The sequence below is a fragment of the Reichenbachiella ulvae genome (assembly GCF_025833875.1).
In the GTDB taxonomy this organism is placed as follows: domain Bacteria; phylum Bacteroidota; class Bacteroidia; order Cytophagales; family Cyclobacteriaceae; genus Reichenbachiella; species Reichenbachiella ulvae.
The window spans coordinates 5,184,167-5,204,575 of record NZ_JAOYOD010000001.1; the positions used below are offsets into that span (position 1 = coordinate 5,184,167).

At 41.1% G+C, this 20,409-nt stretch carries 17 protein-coding genes and 1 tRNA gene; 9 read left to right on the forward strand and 9 right to left on the reverse strand.

Translation table 11 applies throughout. From position 1 onward, the window contains the following. Positions 1–106: 106 nt before the first annotated feature. The 4 genes from N7U62_RS21430 to hpf all read left to right on the forward strand — a co-directional run bounded on the left by N7U62_RS21430 (position 107) and on the right by hpf (position 2,801). Positions 107–1,270: an acyl-CoA dehydrogenase family protein gene (locus N7U62_RS21430; protein WP_264140165.1), complete on the forward strand. Its 1,164-nt coding sequence runs from the start codon at positions 107–109 to the stop codon at positions 1,268–1,270. A gap of 77 nt (positions 1,271–1,347) precedes the next feature. Next, complete coding sequence (gene rpsU, locus N7U62_RS21435; protein WP_264140166.1) at positions 1,348–1,542, forward strand: 30S ribosomal protein S21; 195 nt, start codon at positions 1,348–1,350, stop codon at positions 1,540–1,542. A gap of 76 nt (positions 1,543–1,618) precedes the next feature. Next, complete coding sequence (locus tag N7U62_RS21440) at positions 1,619–2,473, forward strand: tyrosine-type recombinase/integrase (RefSeq protein WP_318840740.1); 855 nt, start codon at positions 1,619–1,621, stop codon at positions 2,471–2,473. 28 nt (positions 2,474–2,501) lie between these two features. Then, positions 2,502–2,801, forward strand: a complete 300-nt coding sequence (gene hpf, locus N7U62_RS21445; protein WP_264140168.1) for a ribosome hibernation-promoting factor, HPF/YfiA family — start codon at positions 2,502–2,504, stop codon at positions 2,799–2,801. 52 nt (positions 2,802–2,853) lie between these two features. Here hpf and N7U62_RS21450 read toward each other — a convergent pair whose 3' ends face one another. From N7U62_RS21450 to N7U62_RS21485, 8 genes are all read right to left on the reverse strand, one after another. Next, positions 2,854–3,660 (reverse strand): hypothetical protein, encoded by an 807-nt coding sequence (locus tag N7U62_RS21450; RefSeq protein WP_264140169.1) that lies wholly within the window; start codon positions 3,658–3,660, stop codon positions 2,854–2,856. Between the two features lie 15 nt (positions 3,661–3,675). Continuing rightward, positions 3,676–4,455 (reverse strand): hypothetical protein, encoded by a 780-nt coding sequence (locus N7U62_RS21455; protein ID WP_264140170.1) that lies wholly within the window; start codon positions 4,453–4,455, stop codon positions 3,676–3,678. 21 nt (positions 4,456–4,476) lie between these two features. Then, positions 4,477–5,517 (reverse strand): hypothetical protein, encoded by a 1,041-nt coding sequence (locus tag N7U62_RS21460; RefSeq protein WP_264140171.1) that lies wholly within the window; start codon positions 5,515–5,517, stop codon positions 4,477–4,479. A gap of 49 nt (positions 5,518–5,566) precedes the next feature. After that, positions 5,567–6,940 carry a sensor histidine kinase gene (locus N7U62_RS21465; RefSeq protein ID WP_264140172.1) on the reverse strand — a complete coding sequence of 458 codons (1,374 nt, stop codon included), beginning with the start codon at positions 6,938–6,940 and terminating at the stop codon, positions 5,567–5,569. Beyond that, entirely contained in the window at positions 6,930–8,312 is a 1,383-nt protein-coding gene (locus N7U62_RS21470; RefSeq protein WP_264140173.1) for a sigma-54-dependent transcriptional regulator, read from the reverse strand. The genes N7U62_RS21465 and N7U62_RS21470 overlap by 11 nt, the downstream gene beginning before the upstream one ends. 205 nt (positions 8,313–8,517) lie before the next feature. After that, entirely contained in the window at positions 8,518–8,910 is a 393-nt protein-coding gene (locus N7U62_RS21475; RefSeq protein WP_264140174.1) for a T9SS type A sorting domain-containing protein, read from the reverse strand. A gap of 94 nt (positions 8,911–9,004) precedes the next feature. Continuing rightward, positions 9,005–11,908, reverse strand: coding sequence for an aminomethyl-transferring glycine dehydrogenase (gene gcvP / locus N7U62_RS21480; RefSeq protein WP_264140175.1), 2,904 nt, complete (start codon positions 11,906–11,908; stop codon positions 9,005–9,007). Between the two features lie 342 nt (positions 11,909–12,250). Next, positions 12,251–13,537 (reverse strand): DEAD/DEAH box helicase, encoded by a 1,287-nt coding sequence (locus N7U62_RS21485; RefSeq protein WP_264140176.1) that lies wholly within the window; start codon positions 13,535–13,537, stop codon positions 12,251–12,253. Positions 13,538–13,605: 68 nt separating this feature from the next. On the opposite strand from N7U62_RS21485, the gene N7U62_RS21490 reads away from it, so the two are divergent. Together N7U62_RS21490 and N7U62_RS21495 are read left to right on the forward strand one after the other, a co-directional pair. Further along, positions 13,606–14,946 carry a dihydroorotase gene (locus N7U62_RS21490; RefSeq protein WP_264140177.1) on the forward strand — a complete coding sequence of 447 codons (1,341 nt, stop codon included), beginning with the start codon at positions 13,606–13,608 and terminating at the stop codon, positions 14,944–14,946. Positions 14,947–15,016: 70 nt separating this feature from the next. Next, a tRNA-His gene (locus N7U62_RS21495) sits at positions 15,017–15,092 on the forward strand. Positions 15,093–15,192: 100 nt separating this feature from the next. Here the strand turns inward: N7U62_RS21495 and N7U62_RS21500 are convergent. Further along, a complete protein-coding gene (locus tag N7U62_RS21500) occupies positions 15,193–15,369 on the reverse strand; it encodes a hypothetical protein (protein ID WP_264140178.1) in 177 nt (58 codons plus the stop codon). Between the two features lie 206 nt (positions 15,370–15,575). On the opposite strand from N7U62_RS21500, the gene N7U62_RS21505 reads away from it, so the two are divergent. Genes N7U62_RS21505 through N7U62_RS21515 form a run of 3 tightly spaced genes read left to right on the forward strand, consistent with a single transcriptional unit; the run spans position 15,576 to position 20,363 of the window. Then, positions 15,576–17,165, forward strand: coding sequence for a sulfatase (locus N7U62_RS21505; RefSeq protein ID WP_264140179.1), 1,590 nt, complete (start codon positions 15,576–15,578; stop codon positions 17,163–17,165). Then, positions 17,162–18,790 (forward strand): glycoside hydrolase family 43 protein, encoded by a 1,629-nt coding sequence (locus tag N7U62_RS21510; protein ID WP_264140180.1) that lies wholly within the window; start codon positions 17,162–17,164, stop codon positions 18,788–18,790. Before N7U62_RS21505 ends, N7U62_RS21510 begins: the two co-directional genes overlap by 4 nt. Further along, positions 18,783–20,363 (forward strand): arylsulfatase, encoded by a 1,581-nt coding sequence (locus tag N7U62_RS21515; RefSeq protein WP_264140181.1) that lies wholly within the window; start codon positions 18,783–18,785, stop codon positions 20,361–20,363. Before N7U62_RS21510 ends, N7U62_RS21515 begins: the two co-directional genes overlap by 8 nt. The last annotated feature ends 46 nt before the right edge of the window (positions 20,364–20,409 follow it).

Here is a 20,409-nt window from a genome sequence, read left to right on the forward strand (position 1 = left end):
CTTTTTGTCAGTTTTTTTATACTAATTGATTAATCTTTTCAAGTTTTTATTATTGCGAAAAAAAGTTTAGAATTGATTGTTAAACATTAGAAATCAATAATTTAAGATGATAAAAAATAGCGAAAATACGCAGGTTGCGTTTGAGAACTGTAGGATGGTGGCTGATATGATAAAGGGCTTTTGCGAAAAAGAAATTAGGCCTTTTATGATGGAATGGGATGAAAATCAGGTATTTCCGGTTGAACTTTTTCGTAAGATGGGAGAGTTGGGGCTTATGGGAGTTTTGGTTCCTCAGGAATATGGTGGGGCTGGATTTGGTTATCATGAATATGTGAAAGTGGTTTCTGAATTGGCAAAAGTTGATGGTTCCATCGGTTTATCTGTGGCAGCACATAATTCGCTATGTACAGGTCATATTTTGCAATTTGGCAATGATGATCAGAAGAGTAGATGGTTGCCAAAGCTCGCTTCTGGGGAATGGATTGGTGCCTGGGGGTTGACGGAACCTAATACTGGTTCTGATGCAGGGAATATGAAAACAGTTGCTAAACAAGAAGGGGGTCACTGGGTTATTAACGGGACTAAAAATTTCATTACTCATGGTATTTCAGGAGATGTTGCGGTGGTGATGACGAGAACGGGAGAGCCTGGTGATTCTCATGGTATGACGGCATTTGTGGTTGAAAGAGGAACTCCTGGCTTCAAAGGTGGTAAGAAGGAAAACAAATTGGGTATGAGAGCCTCTGAGACTGCCGAAATGATTTTCGAAGATTGTCGCGTGCCTGCTGAAAACATCCTTGGGGAAGTAGGTGAAGGCTTTGTCCAGGCATTGAAGATATTAGATGGAGGAAGGATATCAATTGCTGCGCTTGGTTTAGGAATAGCTCAAGGCGCATTGGATGCGGCAATTGCCTATGCTCAGGAAAGGAAGCAGTTCAATCAAGAAATAGCCAAATTTCAAGGCATATCTTTCAAAATAGCTGATATGGCTACTCAGGTCATGGCCTCTCGGCTATTAATTAAAGAGGCGGCAGAACTAAAAAATCAAGGAAAATCTGTGAACCAAGAATCTGCGATGGCTAAGCTCCATTCTTCAGAGACTGCTGTTTCTGTGGCGAATGACGCAGTTCAGATATTCGGTGGATATGGCTATGTCAAGGATTTTCCAGTTGAGAAGTATTACAGAGATGCGAAACTTTGTACCATAGGAGAGGGTACATCCGAGATTCAAAAACTGGTTATTTCAAGAACTCTTTTTAATAATCTGTAAATTAATTGATTGTCTCTTGTATAAGAGATATAGTCATTTTAAATTTGCGCTCCCAAAAGAATCAGAAATAAGAGACTATGTTAATTATAAACGTAAAAGAAAACGAATCTATTGATAAGGCTTTGAAACGCTTCAAGAAGAAGTTCGAGAAAACTGGCGTTTTGAGAGAGTTGAGATCAAGAACTCACTTTGAGAAGAAGTCTGTTACTAAAAGAGCAGAGAAAATCAGAGCTGCTTATAAGCAAAAAATGTACGCAGAAGAAAACTACTAATACTAGTAGTTTTTCTGCTGGGTTTTTGATAAGTTAGTATTACCTCTTTTAGGTAATGCTAATGATAAAACCCTTTTTGAAATACCTCCTTAATGAGAAGCGTTACAGTGTTCATACTGTAGGCTCATATGAAATTGATCTCCTTCAATTTCAGTCTTTCCTAGAAGATTTAGATGCTGATTTAGATCAAGCCTCCACAAAGATGTTGAGGGCTTGGATAGTATCCTTGATAGAAGAGGGTAAAAGCCCCCGGTCTGTCAATAGAAAAATTGCATCTCTCAGAACTTACTATAAGTTTTTGCTAAAACGGGAACTGATAAAAAAGAATCCCGCTCTCAATCTCAAACCATTAAAAACAGCCAAGCAACTTCCTCAGTTCGTTCAAAAATCTGAGATGAATAATCTTTTAGATCATTCTGTTTTCTCTGATGATTTTGAAGGGCATAGAGATCGCGTAATAATGGAATTGCTTTATAGCACAGGTATCCGAAGAGCGGAATTGATTGGTTTAAAAGAGGAGGATGTTGATTTGTTTAATGGTACGATCAAGGTTCTTGGAAAAAGAAATAAAGAGCGAATCATTCCCCTTGCTAAAAGCAACGTGGCCTTGTTGAAATCGTATATATCTAGTAAGAACAATGCGGGTTTTGAAAGTCCATTTATGCTAGTAACTAACCAAGGCAAACAATCCTATCCCATGATGATAAATAGAATCGTCAAAAAATATCTGGGGTATATTTCCAATATAGATAAGAAAAGTCCTCATGTGTTGCGTCATACATTCGCAACCCATATGCTTGATAATGGGGCAGATCTCAATGCTGTTAAAGATTTACTCGGTCATGCGAGTTTAGCAGCTACGCAGGTCTATACCCATAATTCTTTGGAGAAGCTGAAAACAGTATTTGATCAAGCTCATCCAAAAGCCTAAATAATTGTTTAATTTAAATTTTAATCTTATGAAACTACAGATGCATTCCATTCATTTTGACGCAGATCAAAAGTTGGTAAATTTCATCCAGAAAAAGGCAGACAAATTAGAGACCTTTTACGACCGAATAATTGACGGTGAAGTTATCATGAAGGTGGAAAATGTTGATTCGAGGGATAATAAAGTTATTGAGATTAAAATCAATATTCCTGGTGCTCAGCTGTTTGCCAAAAGACAGTCAAAATCTTTTGAAGCGGGTGCAGATGAGGTGATTGAATCACTTCGAAGACAATTAAAAAAGAGAAAAGAGAAAATGATAGCTCATTGATGATAATGAGTAACATGTAGAAAAAGCCCTGGCATAAATGTCAGGGCTTTTTTTATCTCTGAAATTGCTGCTGCAAATTGATGGTTTTTCTAGAATAGCCAGAAGGTATTCTGAAGAGGCTTGGGTTAATTTCTGATTCTGAAATGCTTTGGACTAAGCTGTTGCTGCTGGCAACCCCTTTCTCATTGAAAGTGATTGTTTTTACGGGTAATCCTTTTTCTAAAATAGGACTGTTCTCATCTATTTTTATCGCCTGCAAGGATTGAGGAGTGGGTAACAATGAGGCTACCTCTTCGAGATTTTCTTTGAAGAAGGTCATTAAACTATTAAGAACATGGAATTTTGATTCTAGAATCCCCAATTCTTGATAAGAGGCTATATTGGTCTCTATCACTTTTTTGTTAGCACTGATCCCAGTATAAAGTGTGGTATTCCAGGAACTCACTTTTGTGTTTCCATTGTTTTTGTATTCAACCAAGGCATTGTTTTTTGGAGAAAGAAGTTGATCAAGTTTTTCTTGTTGCTCTTTAGGCATTTGCGATGAAAATTGTTTCATCATCTGAACCATCATTCTTAATTGATCCTTCAATTGCTGCAAGGTCGGCTCATCAAACTGGTAGTATTCCCTTTTGCTATGATCTATAAATGTGAATATTTGTTTAGACGCATCAAAGATGAGGCTGCTATTGTCTGCGCCTGAGTTTTGAATCGACAGGTGTGTGTCGTTAAGATACATTTTAGATGTCGTAACTTTCTGATTGCTGAGGTCTGTGGATTTTGAAACAATTACAATCCCAGTGTCAGCAAATACTGTAGCTGACTGAATCAGGATAATCAATACGATATGAAGGAATTTCATGATTGTAAATTACGTTTAGTCTAATGTAAAAAGCTTCTGATCTAAATGTTCTGAAGCTACAATGTTTTCAATATTTCTTTCTCCACGTTTTGTTGAGAATAATACGTTTCCGTATTTATTATACCCTCCCCATTTTTCTTTGAATTGAGGTTCGGTATGAGAATGGTCAGGGTAATAGGCCCATTGGGTAATCAAGTTCGTTTCGGGGTTAAACCAAAGATCATATAGAAAAGGAGTGCTACTTTGTTCAAAGGCCATTTGAATTCTATGCGCTTCTAAACTATCCTGTACTTGATCCTCGCCAATGTAATACAATGTCACTCCGTCTCCCTTTATTTCAAATGGAATTGTTAATAACCTGGAATCCATTTTCCACATATCGTTGGCTGATTGCAAATATGTTGCCAAGGAGTCGGGACTTTCTATGCTTATTCCGTTCTTTTTTACTTTTATCGTTTGTTTGTCAATATTAAAGATCATTGATAGAGTATCAGCCAAAAGATCTAATCTCACTATATCTTCTGTTCGATTCCAGTAATACTTTCTGCCGTCAATCTCCCATTCTAAATATTTGATTTTGTCCCACGCCATGCGGCCACCAATTGCCTCCATGATTTTGTCAGCTAGATAAATGGCTGATGGATCTGATTTTTCGATGTTGAAGCCCTCTATGGGGGCGTTGATGTCGCTAATGGTCGTAGTTTGAATCTCTGGTTCTGAGTTTTTGTTTTCTTTTTTGCTGCAACTCGATACCGAGATAATCAACAAAATAGGAATGATGTAGTGGGTTTTCATGGCTTCAATGGTTTTGTTGATTTAGAGATTATATAAATCCGGCTTTTTGATTAGCATCCAGAGGCTTACTTTAACTATGTCACCCATATTATTACAAGATAGGAATTTCTTTTCGTCATAGAATTCTGACAGATCGTTTTTCAGTGTTTTAATGTTTTCTTCGGTAGAGATCTCGTCTGTTACCATTACACGGAGAAGGTCTGCTACTCTGTATCGTTCCACTTTTAGACGATTGGCTATCAGTGCTCGTTCTTCCTTTTGGTACTGTCTCACCGTCTCTGGAGTCATATGTTTCAGGCCAATTTCAATTAAAGGGTTGTTCTGCTTGAAGTACTGAGGTAGATACACACTTCTTCTGCCTTCGTAGCACTGTTGATCAAAATCAATGGCTCTCAATCGATAAGAAACCTCTTCAAAATCAGGGGTGATATTGACAACAAAGTTGCTAGAATGCATGTCTCCCAGTAGCTGTACGAAACATCTTTCATTGAACTTTACAAATTCCTTTGCTAGTCGAATCTCGTTCAACCCCTTGTCTTTAAGGTTGTTTTTGATGAATTGGTCACAGGGAATGCCGGCTATATGCTCTTCAATGAGAGTTTGCTGGTAAACGCCATAGCCAATTCTGTTAGGAGAGAGTAAATGTTCTAACTCCAGGCCGTAGATTCGAGAAGCATCTGCGATTTTGATGTAGAAGTAGTCGAAATTGTCATTGATTTGGTTGACTACTCGGACACGAAATGGTTTGGTATTCCCGTATTCACAGATGTCTAACCTGTCGATAACGAGGTGATCCATCACGCTAAGATCTCCATCAGACTTGATGATAGCATAGATCTTTTTTAGGCTTTGGTAGATCGTCTGCATGTCAGACTGTGGATAGAATACTGTTTGCCAAAGTGTGTCGTGCCCATTTTTGTCGTAAAGAGGAATGGCATTGTCAAATCGCAATAGATCTTGGTATTCGATGTTGGCGGATATGGCTCTTTGATATTTTTTTAGATACCTCTGGAGGCGTTGGCCAACTGGATAGACAATTTTCTTTTTACTAATCAATGCCATGATAATAAGGGGGCTGAAATTCTATGCTAGAATAGTAAACTTTGGGCATCTAATTGTTAAATACAAGAGAAAACTCTGTCCCCTCATCAATTACACTTGTCACGCTGATACTGCCATTGTGCTTTCTGATGATCTGTTTGGATAGACTGAGGCCAATTCCTGATCCTGATTTTTTAGTCGTGAAGAATGGAATAAAAATTTTCTTTAAGGCATCCTCGTCTATACCTGTGCCATTGTCCTTGATGTTGATAAATACTCTTTGATAGCCATCATATCCAGCACTAATGGTAATAACCTTGTCCTTATTATTTTCAGGGTTTTCTTCCAAGGCTTGAATGGCATTCTTGAGTAAATTAATAATGACTTGATCGATCTGCTCACGGTCTGCCTCTATACAAATGTCTTTAGGCTCTATTTCTAGATTGACATGAATTTCGTGAACCTGAATGTCGTGTCTGAGGAGGGTGAGTGTCGTATTGAATAGCTCTTCGAGACAGATTTTCGTTTTGTTAGGAATTGGGATTCTAGTAAGGTTTCTAAAGTCACTCACGAATTTGATTAAGCTTTCACTCCGTTTATGGATGGTCTGAACAGCCATGTGAAAGTCTTCAATATCTTCTTTGCTGATGTTTTTGATGTTGAAATCATCGTCCACTACATCTTCCAAATTTGACTCGACAGTGGCTGCAAGGGATGAAATCGGCGTGACAGAGTTCATGATCTCATGTGTCAAAACACGAATCAAGTTTTGCCATGCGTCCATTTCCTTTTCGTCTAGTTCGCTTTTGATATTTTGGATGGACACCAACTTGAATTCCTCTTCACGTCTGACCAACTGAATGGCATAGATGGATAGCTGAACTTCTTCACCTTTTCGATCGATTTTGATCAAGTCTCTGCCGCCAGTCTGTAGATCTTTCAAACTGCTGACCAATTCGGGGTTGAGATCGGCCAAATCTTCAACGCTGCTAATGTTCTCTATGTCTAGAAGAGATTTAGCTGCTGCATTGATGATCTGGATTTGCCCTTTCTTATTGAAGGTGATGATCCCAATGCCTACGTGCTGAACAATCGTGCGTAGATACTGGTATTGTGCTTCTTTTTCTGCCCGGATCTCCCTGAACTTTTTGATCACCAGGTTGAACCGGTCGTATAGCAAATCCTGCGAAGTGCCTGTGCGTTTGGTCGTGTAGGTCTGTGTGAAGTCATCATATTTAATAGAATCCAGAAAATTGGCAAATTCTACATTGGACTTGTCGAGGTATTTCACCAGAGAATAGCCCTGAACAACTAAAGCGATCAATAAGAGCAATCGAGTAAGGTTATATGAATCCGAATAGAAGGAATTGACCAGTAGAATACAGGTCAAGAGCACAAAACCAACTCGAAGTGCTATTGATACTTTGAAATTCTTAAAGTCCATGTTTCTCTAGTCTTCTGTAGAGAGAGGCTCTGGTAAGACCTAGCTCTTTTGCTGCTCTGGAAATATTTCCCTGGTTTCGGTCTATGGCTTTTTGAATGATGTTTTTTTCAACTTCATCCAGGTTGAATGTCTCCTCCAGGATATTGCCATCCTCTCCTGTCTTATGGTTTAAAAAGAAGAAATCCTCAGGCATGAGAGAGTTTTCATCACTCATGATCACTGCTCGCTCTATGGCGTGCTGTAATTCTCGGATGTTGCCTGGCCAATGGTATTTCTGTAGTTTTTTGATGGCAGCTGAGGAAATCTTTTTACCACTCTTTCTGTATTTCTTGCTATAGGTTTTGATGAAGTGGTCTGCCAGTAGAGGGATGTCTTCGATTCTCTCCCTCAAAGCAGGCAGTCTCAATTCCACGGTGTTGATTCTGTATAGCAAATCTTGTCTGAACGTAGAATCTTCTACCATCTCGTAGAGCGGCATGTTGGTAGCGCAGATCAGGCGTATGTCAATATTTTGGATTTTGTTAGAACCAATTGGAGTGACTTGTCTGTTTTGAATAGCTGTCAGGAGTTTGGACTGCAGTGGCATGCTTAGGTTGCCGATCTCATCTAGAAACAAAGTACCCTTATTAGCAATTTCAAATCGGCCTTTGCGGTCTTCTTTGGCGTCAGTAAATGCACCTTTTTTATGACCAAATAGTTCGCTTTCAAAGAGTGTCTCAGTGATGGCTCCCATGTCGACCCCTACGAAAACATTGTCTTTACGCATAGATTTCATGTGAATGGCACGAGAGATCAGTTCCTTACCCGTACCGTTTTCACCTAAAATCAGGATGTTGGCGTCAGTTTGAGCTACTTTGTCGATGATCTTAAAAACTGACTTGATGGCCTCACTGTCCCCGATAATATCCTTGAAAGGTTGATTGATTTCCTCCTCTAGCTGTTTTTTTTCGCTTTTGAGTTGGTCTACCTGATTATATGACTTTTTTAGTTTGACTGCAGTGGATAGGGTGGCCAAAAGTTTTTCGTTCTGCCATGGCTTCAGTACGAAATCAGTAGCACCTTCTTTTAGAGCTTTGACGGCCATTTCTACATCGCCAAACGCGGTGATTAGTACTACGACAGCTTGTGGGTCTCTTTCTAGAATTTGATCCAGCCAATAAAAACCTTCCTTACCGCTGGTGATGTCTTTGCTGAAATTCATATCTAGCATGATGACATCATAGGTATCGTTGTTCATCAAGAAAGGAATCTTTTTTGGATTCTTTTCTATGATAACTTCCTGTGCATATTTTTTGAGCAGCATTTTAGCTGCAAACAATACGTCTTCGTCATCATCTATAATTAATATTTTGCCAAGCTCTTTTTCCATCATATCGAATTTTCTTTTTGTAGTTCACTATTTGTGCCAAAATCGAGAATCCAACTTGATGTTCAATAAAGAAGGTTTTTGAAAAACCGAGAGTTAAAATACGCCCTATATCGAACAAAAAAGTGTCTCGAAACCGGACATAATTTAGCTAAACTTTTATTCTAAATGACGGGAATGGGAGAGATAAATAATGAGGGGGAAGGTGAATTTAGAAATTCACCTTTTTAGTAAGGTTTTCATCTCCTGATTCTACCTTCACCACATAGATTTTGGAATTGGTTTCATTGAAGTTGTATTCAATTTCTGAATTCAACATGTACTTTTTTTCTTCCGTCAGTACGAGGTTGCCAATGATGTCATAAATTTTGATGTTGACATAGTCTGATGGTCTGTTGACGAATATTAACTTGAACTTTCCATTTTCTAAAGGCTCCAGGTGGTAGTCCAATTTATCAGGAGAAATAGATTCCTTATAATTCAATCGGTTTTCGATCTTACGAGAGTAATCCAGAGCATTTTCCTTGTCGTCAACCAAATCTTGTGCAATGGGTGCAAAGGATAGAGTGAAAAGAAGGGCAATAAGTAAGTAGTTCTTTTTCATAAATCAGAGGTTGACTTTTGATACAATAACAAGCAAATTCTGTTCCATAGTTTATGTATAAATGAGAAAATGCTTGTCATCGTTGCTTTTATTTTCAAACTTCTGCTTCCTCCAATTCATATGCCTCTGTCGGGATGCAACTGCAGTAGAGGTTTCTATCTCCATATGCATTGTCGACACGTCCCACAGATGGCCAGAATTTGTTAGCTCTGACGTATTCGATTGGGTAAACAGCGGCACTGCGGCTATAACTGTGGTTCCATTCGTCTGACAAACTATGGTCAGCAGTATGAGGTGCATTTTTCAATACATTGTCCTCTTTGTCTGCAGTTCCATTTTCCACCTCACGTATTTCCTCTCTGATGCTCAAAAGTGCATCACAGAATCTGTCTAGTTCTTCTTTTGATTCGGACTCTGTCGGTTCGATCATTAGTGTTCCTGCAACAGGGAATGAAACAGTAGGAGCATGGAAACCATAATCCATCAATCGCTTGGCAATATCTTCTACTTCTATACCAGCCTCTTTGAATGAACGACAATCGACGATCATTTCGTGCGCACATCTTCCATTTTTTCCGCTGTACAGAATGTTGAATTCTTTTTCCAATCGGGCTTTGATGTAATTGGCATTCAGAATTGCGAGTTTGGTGGCATTTTCTAATCCGTCTGCCCCCATCATAGCGATATAGGCATAGGAGATAGCTAGCACACCGGCACTACCCCATGGCGCACTAGATACTGCACCGATAGCTTCATCTTCTGCCATGTGAACAAGAGGATTGCCTGGTAGGAATGGAGCAAGATGTTCGGCAACACCAATTGGTCCGATCCCGGGTCCACCTCCACCGTGGGGGATGGCAAAAGTCTTGTGTAGATTGAGGTGACATACGTCAGCTCCAATAATACCTGGACTAGTCAACCCAACCTGGGCATTCATGTTCGCCCCATCCATGTAGACCTGTCCGCCATTCGAATGAATGATTTCACAGATTTCCATCACGCTCTCCTCAAATACTCCGTGAGTAGATGGGTAGGTGATCATGAGAGATGAAAGATTTTCTTTATGCTGTTCCGCTTTGGCTTTAAGATCCGATACATCGATGTTTCCTTGTTCGTCGCATTGTACGATGATCACCTTGTTGCCCGCCATCACAGCACTAGCAGGGTTGGTGCCATGTGCAGACGAAGGGATGATTGTAATGTCTCTGTGTCCCTGGCCAATCGATTCTTGATAGGCCTTGATAACCAAAAGCCCAGCATATTCGCCTTGCGCGCCAGAATTTGGTTGGAGCGAAACCGTATGGAAGTCTGTGATTTCAGCCAACCATTTAGTCAGATCATCGATGATGTCCATGTAGCCTCTTGTCTGAAAAGAAGGGGCGAATGGATGGATCATGGCAAATTCAGGCCATGTAATCGGTACCATCTCCGAAGTTGCATTCAGTTTCATTGTACATGATCCCAACGAAATCATCGAGTGGGCCAGTGACAAATCCTTGTTTTCGAGATGTTTGAGGTATCTCAGCATTTCGTGTTCTGATCGGTGCTTGTGAAATACTTCATGAGTCATGAAATCTGAATGTCTTGCGAAGACAGAATCAAATTTGATTTCCACATGATCCGCTGCTTTGATGATCTCCTCTGGGTTGATTTCAGATTCGCTATATTTCTGGAATACACCTATGATTTCAATCATATCAGATGGTGTATGCGTTTCGTCAAAAGCGATTTGGATGTGGTTTTCCACGAAATAGTTGAAGTTGACTTTTTTGGCTTCTGCTTCAACTCTAATTTTTTCGACAAGACCTGGGTCAATTTCGAAATCCAAAGTATCGAAAAAGGTCTGATTGTTTTGTTTAAATCCTAGTTTTTGAATGTAATTGCTGGCCAATTGAGCCAAGCCATGAATTCTTTTTGCTATTCTGGTCAGTCCTTCTGGACCGTGGTATACTGCATATGCACCGGCCATCACGCCAAGCAATACTTGAGCAGTACAGATATTAGAAGTGGCTTTTTCTCTTCGGATGTGCTGCTCTCTCGTTTGCAGCGCCATTCTATAGGCCTTTTTGCCATGCTTATCTACAGAAACGCCAATGATTCTACCAGGCAGCTGCCTTTTGAAGTCTTCTCTAGTCGCAAAGTAGCCGGCGTGAGGTCCCCCAAATCCCATAGGAACACCGAATCGCTGTGTAGTGCCTACCACTACATCCGCTCCCCATTCACCAGGAGGTGTCAATAACGTCAAGCTCAATAGGTCAGCAGCTGCAACTATTTTAACCTGATTGTTTTCAGCCTGCTGGAATAAGTCTTTGTAATCCTCTACGCTTCCATTGGCATTGGGATATTGAACCATGATGCCATAGTAGTCAGAGTCTCTTAGGTCAACTTCCTTGTAGTCACCAATGACTAATTCGATTCCTAGTGGAGTTGCTCTTGTTTGGAGAACGTCTAAAGTTTGAGGGAAAATATGCTGATCAACGAAATACTTGTTGGCGTTCTTTTTATCTTTTTTCCTCAAGGAATGAAGCATGGTCATGGCTTCAGCAGCAGCAGTCCCTTCGTCTAGCAACGAAGCATTTGCAATTTCCATTCCGGTCAAGTCGCTGATCATGGTTTGGAAGTTGATCAAGGCTTCTAGTCTGCCTTGGGCTATTTCAGCCTGATATGGTGTGTAGGCGGTATACCACCCTGGGTTTTCTAGAATGTTGCGTTGGATGACTGCTGGAGTCACTGTTCCGTAGTAGCCCATTCCGATGAAAGATTTGAAAACCTTATTTTGAGAGGCTGTTTCCTTCATCGCATGAAAGTAGCTGAACTCATCCAGGGCAGGTGGTAGGTTCAGTTTGCCTTTTCTTCTAATATTGGCAGGTACGGTTTGGTCAATGAGTTGATCTAAAGAATCTGCACCAACGGTTTCCAACATCTGCTCGATTTCATTTTCTGAAGGGCCATTGTGTCGGTTTTGGAAGTGAGTTCTCTCGTTTAAATTCGCTATCATCTTGGGCTTAATCCTTTAATTCTCAAAAAAGTAATGGGCGCAAATTTAGCTTGAATTCCACTAAATAAAAGGCATAAGAATAGACAAATCTTTTGCTTTGATTGATTGAGACTTAAGAAGAAAATGTGATGTAAAAATGAGAAGGGGAGGGAGTCGATACTTGTGGGATTAGGTACCGTTGTACCTATTCCCCACAAGATCTTTTCAACCAGCTATGGAAAGAAAGACTTTTAATCCATCTTTCTGTTACAATTATAAATCCTTCCTTCTTCAACTGGTATTTATTTGGACGAAGAGGCGGTTATTTTCGATGAATAAGATGAATTCATAGACGAATGATATTTAACGCCTTCTGGGTTTCTTTTTACTTCCTGCTTTTTTGCGTTTTTTTTCATGGAAAGCACCCTTATAATCAGGGTTTTCCTTCTTTTTTAGGTAGTCCAACTCGCGTAGCATCTTTTGTTTTTCCTCGAATGGTGTTTTTTCGATAGCAACAGCCTCAGGCAAGGTTGAAACTGGAATTGTTTTATCAATCAATGCTTCGATTTTTTTGATGTGGTATTGTTCCGCATCATTGGAGAAGGTGATGGCTATGCCGGCATTGTTGGCGCGACCGGTTCGGCCGATGCGGTGTACATAATCCTCGTAAATTAGGGGTACGTCAAAATTGATGACATGAGATACCAGCGTAACGTCGATTCCTCTAGCCGCTACGTCAGTCGCTACCAGAATACGAGTTTCACCACTTCTAAATGAATCTATGGAGTTCATTCTGGTGTTTTGTGCCTTATTGCCATGAATCACCTTGACGGATTTGGTGATTTTTCTATCGATGAATTTATAGATATTGTCCGCATTGGCTTTGGATTTCACGAAAATGATGACTCGATTGAAATCTTCGTTCTCCAACAAATGCCCCAGCATATTGATTTTTGATTTGAAGTTGGGGATGTGGTAAAGCTGCTGCTCGATGGTGTCTACTGTGGAGGCCTGAGGAGTTACTTCCACTTTTTCGGGGAATTCCAGGAACTCTTCTGATAGCGTAATCACGCTTTCGGGCATGGTGGCAGAGAATAACAGGTTTTGTCTCTTGACAGGGATTACCTCCAATATCTGTCTGATCTGAGGCATGAATCCCATGTCCATCATTTTGTCCGCCTCATCGATGACCAGTGTTTTGATCTGTTTAGTGCCAAACACATATTTTTTGTACAGGTCCATAAAACGACCGGGTGTGGCGACTAGGATATCCATTCCATTTTCGAAAGATTCTATTTGAAGTTTCGATCCTGATCCCCCAAAAACCGCAGTGTGGCGCAAGTCCAGATAAGTGCAGTATTTCTTGATATTTGATTCAATCTGAATGGCCAGCTCACGGGTAGGAGCGAGAATTAAGGCTCTAGGGTCATCTCCTTGTGCATATTTTAGCTTCATCAATAGCGGAAGTACAAAGGCTGCCGTCTTGCCTGTTCCTGTTTGGGCGATCCCCAGTACATCATGCCCAGCTTGAATGAGCGGTATGGCCTGCTGCTGAATAGGGGTTGGAGTTTCATAACCAGCCTCTGAAATCGCATTGAGAATCTGCTTATTCAATTTTAGATCTGAAAAACTTTCGATGTTATTGGACATGGATATGATATTAGATGCTTGATCTGCTACTTTTGCTCTGCAATTTAGGAAATAAAAAGGACGGACAAATGGCTAAATACACCCTGATTAAAAATGCGAAACTGGTAAACGAAGGTGAAATTCTTGCTCATGATGTATTGATCAAAGATCAGATGATCGAAAAGGTCGGTTATGACTTGAGTCACGAGACGGCAACTGTGCTGGATGCAGAAGGTAAATTCCTGATTCCGGGGATCATAGATGATCAGGTGCATTTTAGGGAGCCGGGGCTAACACACAAGGCAGAGATCTATACGGAAGCCAAAGCTGCTGTAGCTGGTGGGATTACTTCTTTTATGGAGATGCCGAATACGGTGCCTAATACTTTGACTCAGGAGCTGCTGCAAGACAAATACGATATAGCCGCTGAGCGATCATTGGCGAATTATTCTTTTTTCATGGGTGCGTCCAATGACAACCTAGAGGAGGTATTGAAAACGAATCGACAAGATGTCTGTGGGATCAAGGTTTTTATGGGATCGTCGACTGGCAATATGCTGGTGGACAATGAGGAAACTCTGGAGCGACTTTTCTCAAGAGCGGAACTGATCGTAGCAGCACATTGTGAGGACGAAGGAACCATACGTGCGAATATGGAGCTATATAAAGAGAAGTATGGAGATGATATTCCGTTTACAGCACATCCGTTGATCAGAAGCGAGGAGGCTTGTTATTTGTCATCCTCTAAGGCTGTGGCTCTGGCGCGTAAGAACAAAACCAAATTTCATGTACTTCACATCTCGACGGCCAAAGAAACGGATCTATTTGATAACGACATCCCGTTGAAGGATAAGTTGATTACATCCGAAGCTTGTATCCATCATATGTGGTTCAATGATGAGGACTATCTGACAAAGGGAGGAAATATCAAATGGAACCCTGCTGTGAAGACCGCTTATGATAGAGATATGGTTTTTCAGGCGATGCTGGAGGACAAGATCGATATCATCGCGACAGATCATGCGCCTCATACGATAGAGGAGAAGAATAATGGCTATTTGAATTGTCCTTCGGGAGGGCCGTTGGTGCAGCATGCTTTGCCAGCTATGATGGAGCATTATCTAAACGGAAAAATATCTATCGAGCGGATGGTAGAAAAAATGTGTCACAATCCTGCGATCCTTTTCGAGGTAGAGAAGAGAGGATATATCAGGGAGGGATACTACGCCGATTTGGTATTGGTAGATAGTCATGATGTATGGTTGGTAGACAAAGGAAATGTATTGTCAAAATGCGGTTGGAGCCCATTTGAAGGATATAAGTTTCGATCTAAAATCACGCATACCTTTGTGTCTGGACATCTCGCCTATGAGAATGGAAAGTTCAATGAAGAGCAGAAAGGAATGCGCTTAAAATTTGATAGAAAATAAATCTGAAATATGTTTTGAAAAGTGTGATTCACTTTTCTATTTTTGCACTCCCTTAACGAAAGGGATATACGGTGGTTGTAGTTCAGTTGGTTAGAACGCCTGATTGTGGTTCAGGAGGTCGTCGGTTCGAGCCCGATCTTCCACCCGTTGAAAACGAAGCAGTTACATTAATTTGTAACTGCTTTTTTTATGTCCTTGCGTGCTTTTTGCGTGCTTTTTTACAAATCGTAATTGTTTGCAATCGTTTTACTTCAATGCAAATACAGCATAGATCCCAGAAGAAGTAGTTGATTTACATATCTTGCGATGGGGCAGTTGGTAGCTCGTAGGTATCATAAACCAAAGGTCTCTGGTTTGAGTCTTGCTGTAAACACTCATAAATTCAGGTTGTTTCCTAAAAGCAGCTGCTTTTTTTATTCCCATTGTTAAAATTAGGTTAAACAAATTTAAGGTTGATACATCATTTTTGATTCAAGGGTCTATTATTCAATTTGCGTTTCCAATCCCGCTATTATTCTCTTGATTTTTGAATGGTTTGCACAATCGAGCAAATCAAATAAACAATGAGAGCAAAGTTGAAATAGTTAGTTTTCTAGCTTTGGGTTGATATAAACTCAATAAGCTTGACTATGCGAAGATGGATTCTATTGCTGGGCATTGTACTCAGTTCTTTTTCTGGTTTCTCTCAAGAGAAGGAAAAGCCACCTAATTTTCTATTTATCGCTGTGGATGACCTCAATATCTACAACAGCCCAATGGGTAACTATCCGGGAAATTTTCTTGAGAAAATCTATCCGAGTAAAATGAAGAGAAGTGAGGTGATTCAACGCTTGACACCTAACCTGGATCGATTAGGGCAGCAATCCATGATTTTTAATCGAGCTTTTAGTGCAGCTCCACTGTGTGGCCCTTCGAGAACGGCTCTGCTGACAGGTACACCTCCACATGTGTCAGGATATTATCAACATGACCAGCATTTCAGAGGATATAGTTCTTTAACTAATGTTGTAACTCTACCTCAACATCTAAAGAATAACGGATATTATACGGTAGGGATCGGGAAGGTCTTTCACAAAGGTAGAAGCTATCTAGACAGAGGAGTGTTTAGTGACTGGCCGGATCAGCTTTACTCCTGGTCAGAATGGGTAGAGGTGCATTCTGGAACTGCAGCAGGACCTGATTATGAATTTGATAAATCCGAAACTCCTTCCAGATATTGGGAAAGTGATGGTAAAAGGAGTCATAATTACACTCGATTTGGATCGACATCAGTCCCAAGAGAAAAGGCGAATGATTATCTCAATGCTCAATTCATCGCGGATTTGATTGTGAAAGGTGAAGCCATTCGTCAGGATCTTCATGGCAAAGAACGAAACTTGACTCTTCCTCAAGACAAACCTTTCTTTCTGGCTTGTGGATTATTTGCTCCTCATTTGCCATGGGTGGTTCCACAAGAGTATCTGGATATGTTTCCGATTGACGAAATGGCTATCGATCAAGACTTGTTGGATTGGATAGAAAGCGATTTAAAGGACTTATCTGCTTATGGTCAAAACAAGACTAGAAATACCCACATGGATGAGCTTCGTCGTTTTGGAATAGAGTTGGATGGAAAGGGAGGGGATATGAATGCCTGGAAAGCCTACCTGCAGGCTTATTTAGCGACGATTGCTTATTCAGACAGAAATATCGGTGTATTGGTTGATGCCATAGAACAAAACCCACAGAAGGACAACACAGTAGTGATGCTCTGGAGTGATCACGGCTATCACGTCGGAGATAAGAACCGATCAGGGAAAGTGACACTATGGGAGGCGGCCAATCATTGTAATTTGATTATTCGAGATCCTCGAATCAAAGAAAGTACAGAAGGAAAAAGAGCGGAGACACCAGTGAGCTTGCAGGACTTGTATCCTACAGTAGTCTCTTTGGCAGATTTAGATAAACCAGAGCATGTGCATGGAGTAGATTTATCATTGATCCTAAAGAATAGTAAAGAAGAGCGTGGACAACCGGTATTGAACACCAATGGGAAGGATAATCACGCCCTGCGTACAGATGGCTTCAGATACATTCGATTTAGGAATGGAGATCAGGAGCTTTATGATTTGGAAAAAGATCCTTTCGAGGAAATTAATCTTGCAAAATCTGAAAAGCATCAAGAGCTACTAAACTCTTTATATCAACAACTCAACGAAATGTTAAAGACAAGACCATGATGAAAAGAATTTTTTCGCCCTCCAAACTTCTTATTCTTTTAATTCTTACGCTGGGATCAAATGTATTTGGACAAGATCAACCAGAAACTTTCAAAAACCCTATACTAACAGGGTTTCACCCTGACCCGTCGATCTGCCGAGTAGGGGAAGACTATTACCTAGTCAACTCGAGTTTCGAGTGGTACCCTGGGTTGCCAGTTTATCACAGTAGAGACTTGGTCAACTGGGAGTTGATTGGCTATGGAATACACCGACCCAACCAAGTGCCTTTGCCAGAGGGGCTACCTGATTCACGTGGTGTGTACGCTCCTACAATCCGCTATCACGAGGGATTGTTTTATATCATCAATACTTGCGTGAAGTGCGAGGGTAATTTTTATATCACAGCTACTGATCCGGCCGGCCCATGGTCTGAGCCAGTTTGGTTGGGTACGCGAGGGATCGACCCGGAGATCTTTTGGGATGATGACGGGCAGGCCTATTATGTAGGCCATGCCAATATCACAGGAGTGAATGACTGGCCCGATAAAAATGGTGCATGGATGCAGAAGTTGGATTTGGTCGAAGGCAAAGTAGTTGGAGAAAGAAAGCAGCTCACTCACGGTCATGCCAAAAATGCCCGGTGGACTGAAGGGCCTCATATTTATAAAATCAACGGTAAGTATATGCTCCTGGTGGCAGAAGGAGGGACTGGCTTTCACCATGCGATCACGGTGCATCATAGCGATAGCTTGTGGGGGCCGTATATCCCCGATCATTCAAATCCAGTGCTAACACATAGACATCTGGGTGCAGATTATCCGGTACACTCGGTAGGGCATGGAGACTTGGTGCAGCTCCCGTCAGGGGAGTGGTGGTTTGTTGGATTGGGCAAGCGAAAGGTTGATGGTAGCACGCTTTTGGCGCGTGAGACTTTTTTGACTCCTGTTAAATTTGAAGAACGAGAAGGTTATCCGACACCCGTTTTCAATCCCGGAGTGGGGCATTTGTCCGTCGAGCAAAAGCGTCCTGATTTGCTCTGGACACCTTTTGATTCAAAAGAGCTTAAAGATGATTTTGACGGTAAGATATTGGATTTGAAATGGAATTTCCTGAGATCACCAATGACCACCTGGCATGGCTTGCATAAGGGACAATTGATCCTAAATACCCGCGCCGAGAAAATTGAAAATTTCGAAAATCCATCCTTCATTGCTCAGAGAATAGAGGATCATAATTTTAAGGCTGAGACTCAGGTATCTTTTTCGTCAAAAAAGAGCAATGAAAGTGCGGGACTGGTTCTCTATCGCAATAGCCAAAACCATTTTCAGTTGGTCAAAAAAGGAGATGAGGTGCAATTGATAAAAACCATCAGAGGTAAGCAGAACGTTGTAAAAAGGCAAAAAGTGAAATCTAACAAATTGGTATTAGGAGTTGAGAGCTCAGGAGTGAAAGCTGTCTTTTCTTTCAAAGAAGAGGATGGAAAACGCATCGAATGGGATGAAGAACTGACTTTGCTGTCAGACGAAGTAGCAGGTGGCTTCAATGGCCCGTACATCGGCATGTACACCACCAGCGACGGACAAAAATCAAAATCCAAAGCCTATTTCGATTATTTTATATACCAAGGGAAAGACAATGATTAACATACAAAGTAGGTGGTTTTATTCATTCATAATTGCAGGGTTGCTTGCTTGCGAACACAAAATAAAGGAAGAAGTTGTAACTGTATCCAAGCCTAATATTATCTATATACTAGCTGACGATTTAAGTTATAAAGATTTAAGTGTTTTTGGTCAATCTCAGTATCAAACGCCTAATTTGGATGCGCTTTGTAATCAGGGCATTCGCTATGATCAGGCCTATGCGGCGGCTGGAGAATGTGCCCCCTCCAGAGGAACACTTTTGACAGGTCTTCATACAGGGCATGCTCCGATACGTCAAAACAGTAGTGTCAGAGGACAGGATCATTTAAGGGATGAGGACATCACTATCGCCGAAGTGCTGAAGTCAGCAGGCTATCAGACTGCCTTTGTGGGTAAATGGGGGATAGGCCAGCCGGGTACGGAGGGAGTCCCATACAAACAAGGGTTCGATTACTCTTTTGGATTTTATGATCAGGTGCGAGCGCATACTTACTTTCCAAATTTCCTCTGGGAAAATGACCAAAAGATCGAGTACCGAGCCAATCAGGGCTTTAATATGCAGAAACGCTATGATAGCAACGTTCGTGAACCGGGCCCAGAAGTACTCAATGAGTATACAGCAGAAGGGAAATTGGTTCTCAGTGAGGTAGCTGATCCAAATGGAGCTGTTTTTTCTGAAGCGGAAATGGAGAAGAAGGCTTTGTCATTTGTGGATCAAAATGCGGAACAACCGTTCTTCCTCTACTATGCTACTCAGTTACCCCACGGGCCTGTCATCATTGATAGTTTAGGCGCGGACATGAACAATCGAAAAGATCTACCACTTAAGCAAAGAGAATGGGCGGCAATGGTTCAGCGTCTGGATTACTTTACCGGTCAGTTAGTAGCCAAACTGAAGGAAAAAGGAGTCTATGAAAATACCCTGATCGTATTTTCGTCTGATAACGGTTACTCCATGGCTGGATACATGGGCAGGGGTAATGCGCCTGATTGGGAAAATGATCCCTGGTTGGATAACAAGGGTCCATTCAGAGGGGGTAAGTTTTCAGTGCTAGAGGGAGGGTGCAGAGTCCCCATGTTTGCGCATTGGGCAGGTAAGATCGAGCCACAAGTGTCTCAGACTCCTGTTTGGTTACCAGACTGGTTTGCTACTTTTGCGCAGCTGAGTGCAGCTGACTCGGTACCTATCAATGATGGTGCAGATCTACAAGCAACCTGGAGTATGCAAGAAACTCTTTTACAAGACAGAGCCTTATATTTTTCTAGAGGTAGGGAACAGGCTGTCCGAAAAGGAAAATGGAAAGCTTACCGAAAGACTCCGGATCATGATGTTGAATTATATGATATAGCGAATGATAGCTATAGTCAAAACAATCTGGCCAATGATTACCCAAAAGTAGTTCAAGAGCTCACTCATGTACTCAATGATAGCCATACCCCATCTCAGTGGTACTGGGACCCATGGGAGAACAGGATAGAATATGATGCCAAGAAGCAATTGGCCCTTGAAACAAATCAGATACTACCTGTCATTCGACCCAATAGTATCCAAAAGTTACCTTGGGAAAAGTAAAAAAAAGAGGCTGATTCATTTAATGAATCAGCCTCTTTTTTATTGA